This window comes from Lentzea sp. CC55 (genome assembly GCF_021056325.1).
Lineage (GTDB): Bacteria > Actinomycetota > Actinomycetes > Mycobacteriales > Pseudonocardiaceae > Lentzea > Lentzea jiangxiensis.
Genome location: NZ_JAJCXE010000048.1, coordinates 69,993 through 75,457 on the forward strand (window position 1 = coordinate 69,993; position 5,465 = coordinate 75,457).

Consider the following 5,465-nt stretch of genomic DNA (forward strand, 5'->3'; position numbering starts at 1 on the left):
AGGCGTAGTAGGTGCGCGGCTCCACCACGGTGCCGAGCGTCTCGGGGATGCCGGAGCGGACGTAGACGTTGCCGCGCTCGACCACGCGCCCCGGCCCGCTCTCGTCGTAGCCGGAGTAGATCGGATGGGGGACGTTCTCGAAGTAGTTGGCCTCCACCAGGACTCCCGCGTTCTCGGTCGACGCGACGCCGTAGAGGGTGTTGTTGCGGAAGTAGTTGTTGTAGACGTGGATCGGCTCACCGAAGCGGACCCTCGGGTGCCGTTGCGCGGTGCCGTCGAAGAAGTTGTGGTGGAACGTCACCCGGAGCTTGCCGGTGTCCTGGCCCGCGTTGGAGTCGGAGTGGCCCAGCAGCGCGGTCTTGCTGTGGTCGTGGAAGTGGTTCCACGAGACGGTGATGTAGTCGGCGCCGCGGACGATGTCGATCAGCCCGTCGGCGCCGCCGCTGAGGTCGCAGTGGTCGATCCAGACGTGGTGCGAGGACTGCTGGATGCTGATCGCGTCGTCGTCCGCGCCGGTGAACCGGAGGTTGCGGATGATCACGTTCTGCCTGCGGTACAGGTCGAGGCCGCCGCCGCTGATCTCGGCGTCCGACCCCAGGCCGATGATCGTCTTGTTCGACCGCACGCCCTGCTTGCTGCTGATCCGCATCACCCCCTCGACCTGGATGACGTACGGCTCGTTGCGGTCGCAGTAGTCCAGGAACGTGTCCGCGTCCCGCACCGTGACGACCGGACCGCCCGCACCGCCGGTGGTGCCGTTCTGGCCGAGCGAGTTCACCCCGGCGAAGCCGTCGGCGGTGGCGAACGGCGCCGCCCAGGCGGGCTTGGTGGTCGTGGCCAGCGCGGTCGCGGCGGCGCCCGCGAGGAGCGCCCGCCGGCTGATGCTGCTCATGTGCCCGTCCTCCTCAGACTCGGCCGACACCCGCACCGGCGGGCACGACGGTCGGGACCTCGACGGCCCGGTGCGGTGTGTAGGCGTAGTAGGTGCGCGGCTCGACGACGGACCCGCGCACCTCGATCTCGTGGTTGCACTCGACGAGGACGTTGTCCCTGGCGACGATCCGACCGAGGTCGCCGCTGAAGTCGACCCGGCCGGGGTTGTTGACGCTGAAGAAGTAGTTGCCCTCCAGCACCACGCCCGCGTTCATCGCCGACGCGACGCCGTAGCTGTTGTCCCGGTAGTAGTTGTTGTAGACGTGCACCGACTCGCCGAAGCGGACTCGCGGGTTGCGCTGATCGGAACCGTCGAAGTAGTTGTGGTGGTAGGTCACCCTGAGACGCCCTGCGTCCTGCGCCGCGTTGTCGTCGTCGTGCCCGAGCAACAACGTCTTGTCGTGGTCGTGGAACCTGTTCCAGGAAACGGTGATGAAATCGGACCCGCGTTTGATGTCGACGGCTCCGTCATCACCGTCGGAGAAGTCGTTGTGGTCGATCCAGATGTGGTGGCTGAACATCTGCACGTTGATCAGGTCATCGGTGGCGCCGGTGATCGACAGGTTCCGGATGATCACGTTGTGCACCGCGTTCGCGGGCGGCGAGATCACGTCGTCGTCCACCGGGAGCCCGATGTTCAGCCCGCCGCCGACCAGTCGTGCGTCACCGCCGAGACCGGTGATCGTCTTGTCGGAAGCGATGTCGTGCATCCCGTCCCTGGTGCCGGTGGGCAGCACGATAGTGCCGCTGACCTGCACCACCAGCGGTTCAGGTCGAGCGATGTAGTCCAGGAACTGCGCGGTGGTCGTCGCCGTGACCACCGCGCCCCCCGCCCCGCCGGTGGTCCCGCCCTGCCCCAGCGCGGTCACCCCGGCGAACCCGTCGGCGGCGTGCCCGGCCGCCATTGCGGGCGGTGCTCCGACCGCGGCGGCCACCAGGGCCACCACCACCGCGACCCGTGCGAGGGCGCGTTCGTACCCGACGTGCGTCCGCATTTGGTGGTCCTTTCGAGAATGCTGCTGCGCAACGGCGGCGGCGTTGGGAAATCACTTTCCTGATTCGGACCATAGGACTCGTGTTTCGGGCGTGTCAACGTCGCGTCACATATGAGAACCGGTTCACATACGTGGTCTGTAGGATTGCTTTTCAGTGGTGTTCGAATAGTCTTTTCGGGCGATTGATTCGAGGTTGTGGAGAATAGTGTCGAATGAATTCGACGGGGGTGGGCGGCGCGGGTTCACGTCAGGTGTCGAGCAGGCTCGCCCACAGCGCGTCGTCGCGCAGCAGTTCGGGACCTCGACCCGGTCGGCGAACACCCCGCGGCGCCAGGGGCGTGGCGTACTGGACCAGACCCGGCTGGAGACATTCATCCCCCTGTTCGACGTTGAGCAACTGAAGTTGCTCAACGTCTTCCCGAACCTGCCGGCCAGGAATTCGTGCGGGATCAGGATTGTCTTGGCACTGGGCGAACGCCTGGCCGGACCCGGCGACTGTTTTCCACGCGCTCTGGCGCCCTTGCTGCACAGGCCGTTCGGCATCATCCAGTTCGTCGTCCGGCTACACGACTGCAGCGTTCGCGCGACCATCAGCACCCAGATACCGCCCCTGGCATGATCGATGATCCACATCGCGATGGCAGGTACGGCGATTCGTTCGACGTCATATTCGACCGGGGAGGTCAGTGTCCGCTTGCTCGACCGAACGTGCGAAGCCTTCCTAGCAGCTGCCGTCCGACTCCCTCAGACCCGTGTTGGCGCCCGCCGTGCGGCCAACGATGTTCGGCACGCAGTTGGCTTGGTCGAGGGTGAAGTTGTAGGGCACGGAGACGGTGGTGGTGGACTTGACCTCGGGACCGGCGGGCTTGTGATCGCTGCTCGGGGCGGACCACGTCACGTTGTCGAAGACGTTGCCGCTGACCTGCCAGTAGCCGGCCTCGGTGGTGTAGAAGGTGCCGAGGACGTCATGGGAGTTCTTGAAGTAGTTGTTGTCCACTTTGGCCTTGGCGCCGGCCCGGGAGTTGATGCCGGACTCGTTGAGGCTCACGTAGTGGTTGTTGTACATGTGGGCGATGCCGCCCCGCAGCAAAGGCGCCCGGGAGTCGATGTTCTCGTAGAGGTTGTGGTGGTAGGTGATGAACCCGTTCGAGCGGTCGCTCTCACTGGACCCGACGAGCCCGCCGCGACCGGAGTTGCGCAGGGTGCTGTAGGACAGGGTGACGTACTGGGTGTTGTTCTTCATGTCGAACAGGCCGTCGAAGCCTTCCGACTCACCGCCCGACGCAAGAAGGTTGACGTGGTCGACCCAGACGTTGCGGACGTTGCTCTCCATCCCGATGGCGTCGCCGCCGTTGGACGTGGGAGAGCCCGACTTCTTGACGTTTCGGACGGTCACGTTCCGGATGATGATGTTGCGGGACTCGCGGATGTGGATGCCCAGCTGGTCGAAGACGGCTCCGCCGCCGACGCCGATGATGGTGACGTTGCTGATCCGCTTGAGCTCGATCACGCCGGCAGCGGTTTCGCAGCTGTTGCCCGAGACCTTGGCGGTGTTGCCGTGGTTGATCGTGCCCGAGACCTCGATGATGATCGGCGTGCTGCTGCTCGCCCGGCTGCACAGGGCCTGGTGGATCTGGGTTCCCGTGGTGGCCTGGACCGTCGCCCCACCCTGGCCGCCGGTGGTGCCGCCGTTCTGGGAGGCGTAGCCGGTCGCGTCACCGGCCGCCGCCGACGCCGGTGACATCGCCAGCACCGCGCTGGTCGAGGTCGCGACGGCCAACGCGGCCACGACTGCGGGGATCCGCCATGCGACTGATCGTTTCATTTCGTCTCCTGCGTCTTCGAAGGTGGACGGGTGTGGTCGCACTCGCGGCGGTGTGCTCGGTCGGTACTTTCAAGCAGACTGACGCCCCTGCCGCGCCGGGTTGATCACCGCTGGGCGACGTCGGTGGTCGAACTCGAGGTGGAGGCGGCGGTAATACCGGCGGAAAGCCGTGATTCGCTTTGTCGCACTTGTCCGTACGCAGATTCTTGCGTCGCCTCCTTGTGAGCAGGACTGTCTGACGGATTCCCAGCGACTTATCGCGGTGGCGGCGTCGCTGGGAACGCTCCCAGCGAGTATTGCGCAACGTTGCATTACTGGCAATAAAATTCACGGTTATGAACACCGCGCGCCTTGATCAAGCGAGCGCGACGTGACTTCCCGGCGACCACCTCGCTGATTCATGGATATGAATAAGGGTCTGCAGGGCATTAACTTGCTGATTCGCCCCTTCAGTGTCGAGGCGATGCTGGGCGTGGTTGCCTGCGAGGAGGCCCGCTCCGCTGTGTGGGCGGGTGATTGCGGGAGAGGTGAGGTGCCCACGAGAAGCTCGGTGACTCGACCCTCACTCTGCTGGCGGTCATGGAGTAACGGCACCCTGGTCGAGTTCCGGCAACATGGCTTGATTCGGCGCCCGGCGTTTTCGACGCCACTGCAGACCAGGTCGCCGAAGCTCAGGCGATCGCGCCGATCGTGTACTTGTGGCACATGTAGACCTCGCCCGCCGGTAGATGATCGACTGATCGACGAACTCGCTGCCAAGGCATCGTTGCGTGCCTTCTTCCGCTCGGCGGTTCGTGAGTTATCGAACTGTCCCTGGCGTGGTACGGGTGGGCGATCATTCGGGTGATATCGACCTGCGCCGCTGAGGCTGCCTTTGAGCTGGAATCCCTGGGTTTTCGCGTTTTGAATCGAATGGGTAGTGTCGTTCGACTCAAGTGGTCGAATGTTGACGTGGGTCTTGTTGAAGGGTTGTCGATCACCTTCCTCGCAGGAGAATTTCCGCATCGCATCGATCCTGTGTCGCTCGAAAAGGTTGCGGTCGATGCCTGTCTGCAATGGGAGGACTATGGGAGGAAATTGGGAGAGGTCAAGGTATGGCAACAGGATCGAGCTGCGCTCAAGTGCATCCAACTGCGCCGTCGCGATCTGTTATTTTGCGTTTCTGTAGGTCGGGTTGCTATCTGGCTCACCCTGGGGGTCAAGGGGTCGCAGGTTCAAATCCTGTCGTCCCGACGGTCTGAATCAGCCCGCTGATTCTGGGTGAAAGCCCAGGTCGGCGGGTTTTTTCGTGGGCTCCTTTCGATCTTGAAGTGACTGTCCATAGTCGTCTGTACTGGTCGGTAACCCGGTGTTTGGGAGGATTTTGGGAGAATCGGTTCGCGCGGGGCGAAATGGGGTCGCGTTGCCTAAAGCGAATCGTGTCCTCCGTTCGGGTGTTCCTCCGGGCCGTGCGCGGCGATCGGTCTTGATCGAAGTACAAACAAAATCACTCCTGTGGCGCAAGAGAGCAGTGCGACCGCCAATGCCCCACGATCATCCGCCTGCGCGGTGGCGAAAGCCCACCATTGCGTTCCGATTCCTCCCTCCGAGGTGTAACGCAGACGGGCGTCGAACAGCAGGCAGGACATCAGGTAGAACAGCGGGAGGATCCAGCTGCGGGTTGCTCCCGCGACAGCGGCCGTCGCAAGAGCCATCCCGGTCAGGCCTGCGAG

Annotated in this window: 6 protein-coding genes; 2 read left to right on the top strand and 4 right to left on the bottom strand. The window is 64.0% G+C overall.

Annotated features, from left to right (window positions below; genetic code table 11):
* A partial coding sequence (locus L6E10_RS31690) for a polysaccharide lyase family 1 protein (RefSeq protein ID WP_236223825.1) occupies nucleotides 1–892 on the bottom strand: 892 nt, incomplete at its 3' end.
* A 13-nt stretch (nucleotides 893–905) separates the two neighbouring features.
* Nucleotides 906–1,928: a polysaccharide lyase family 1 protein gene (locus tag L6E10_RS31695; RefSeq protein ID WP_236223826.1), complete on the bottom strand. Its 1,023-nt coding sequence runs from the start codon at nucleotides 1,926–1,928 to the stop codon at nucleotides 906–908.
* 205 nt (nucleotides 1,929–2,133) lie between these two features.
* Between L6E10_RS31695 and L6E10_RS31700 the strand changes: the two genes are divergently transcribed.
* On the top strand, nucleotides 2,134–2,547 hold the full coding sequence (locus L6E10_RS31700) for a hypothetical protein (RefSeq protein ID WP_236223827.1): 414 nt from the start codon (nucleotides 2,134–2,136) through the stop codon (nucleotides 2,545–2,547).
* A gap of 102 nt (nucleotides 2,548–2,649) precedes the next feature.
* Here L6E10_RS31700 and L6E10_RS31705 read toward each other — a convergent pair whose 3' ends face one another.
* Entirely contained in the window at nucleotides 2,650–3,753 is a 1,104-nt protein-coding gene (locus L6E10_RS31705) for a polysaccharide lyase family 1 protein (protein WP_236223828.1), read from the bottom strand.
* A gap of 951 nt (nucleotides 3,754–4,704) precedes the next feature.
* Here L6E10_RS31705 and L6E10_RS31710 point away from each other — a divergent pair.
* A complete protein-coding gene (locus L6E10_RS31710; RefSeq protein ID WP_236223829.1) occupies nucleotides 4,705–5,007 on the top strand; it encodes a hypothetical protein in 303 nt (100 codons plus the stop codon).
* Between the two features lie 152 nt (nucleotides 5,008–5,159).
* Here L6E10_RS31710 and L6E10_RS31715 read toward each other — a convergent pair.
* On the bottom strand, nucleotides 5,160–5,465 hold a 306-nt coding region (locus tag L6E10_RS31715; protein WP_236223830.1), incomplete at its 5' end, for a hypothetical protein.

What these genes read in the sequence shown, in the direction of transcription:
- L6E10_RS31695 (WP_236223826.1), bottom strand. Translation starts at nt 1,928, where the DNA reads ATGCGGACGCACGTCGGGTACGAACGCGCCCTCGCACGGGTCGCGGTG.
- L6E10_RS31705 (WP_236223828.1), bottom strand. Translation starts at nt 3,753, where the DNA reads ATGAAACGATCAGTCGCATGGCGGATCCCCGCAGTCGTGGCCGCGTTG.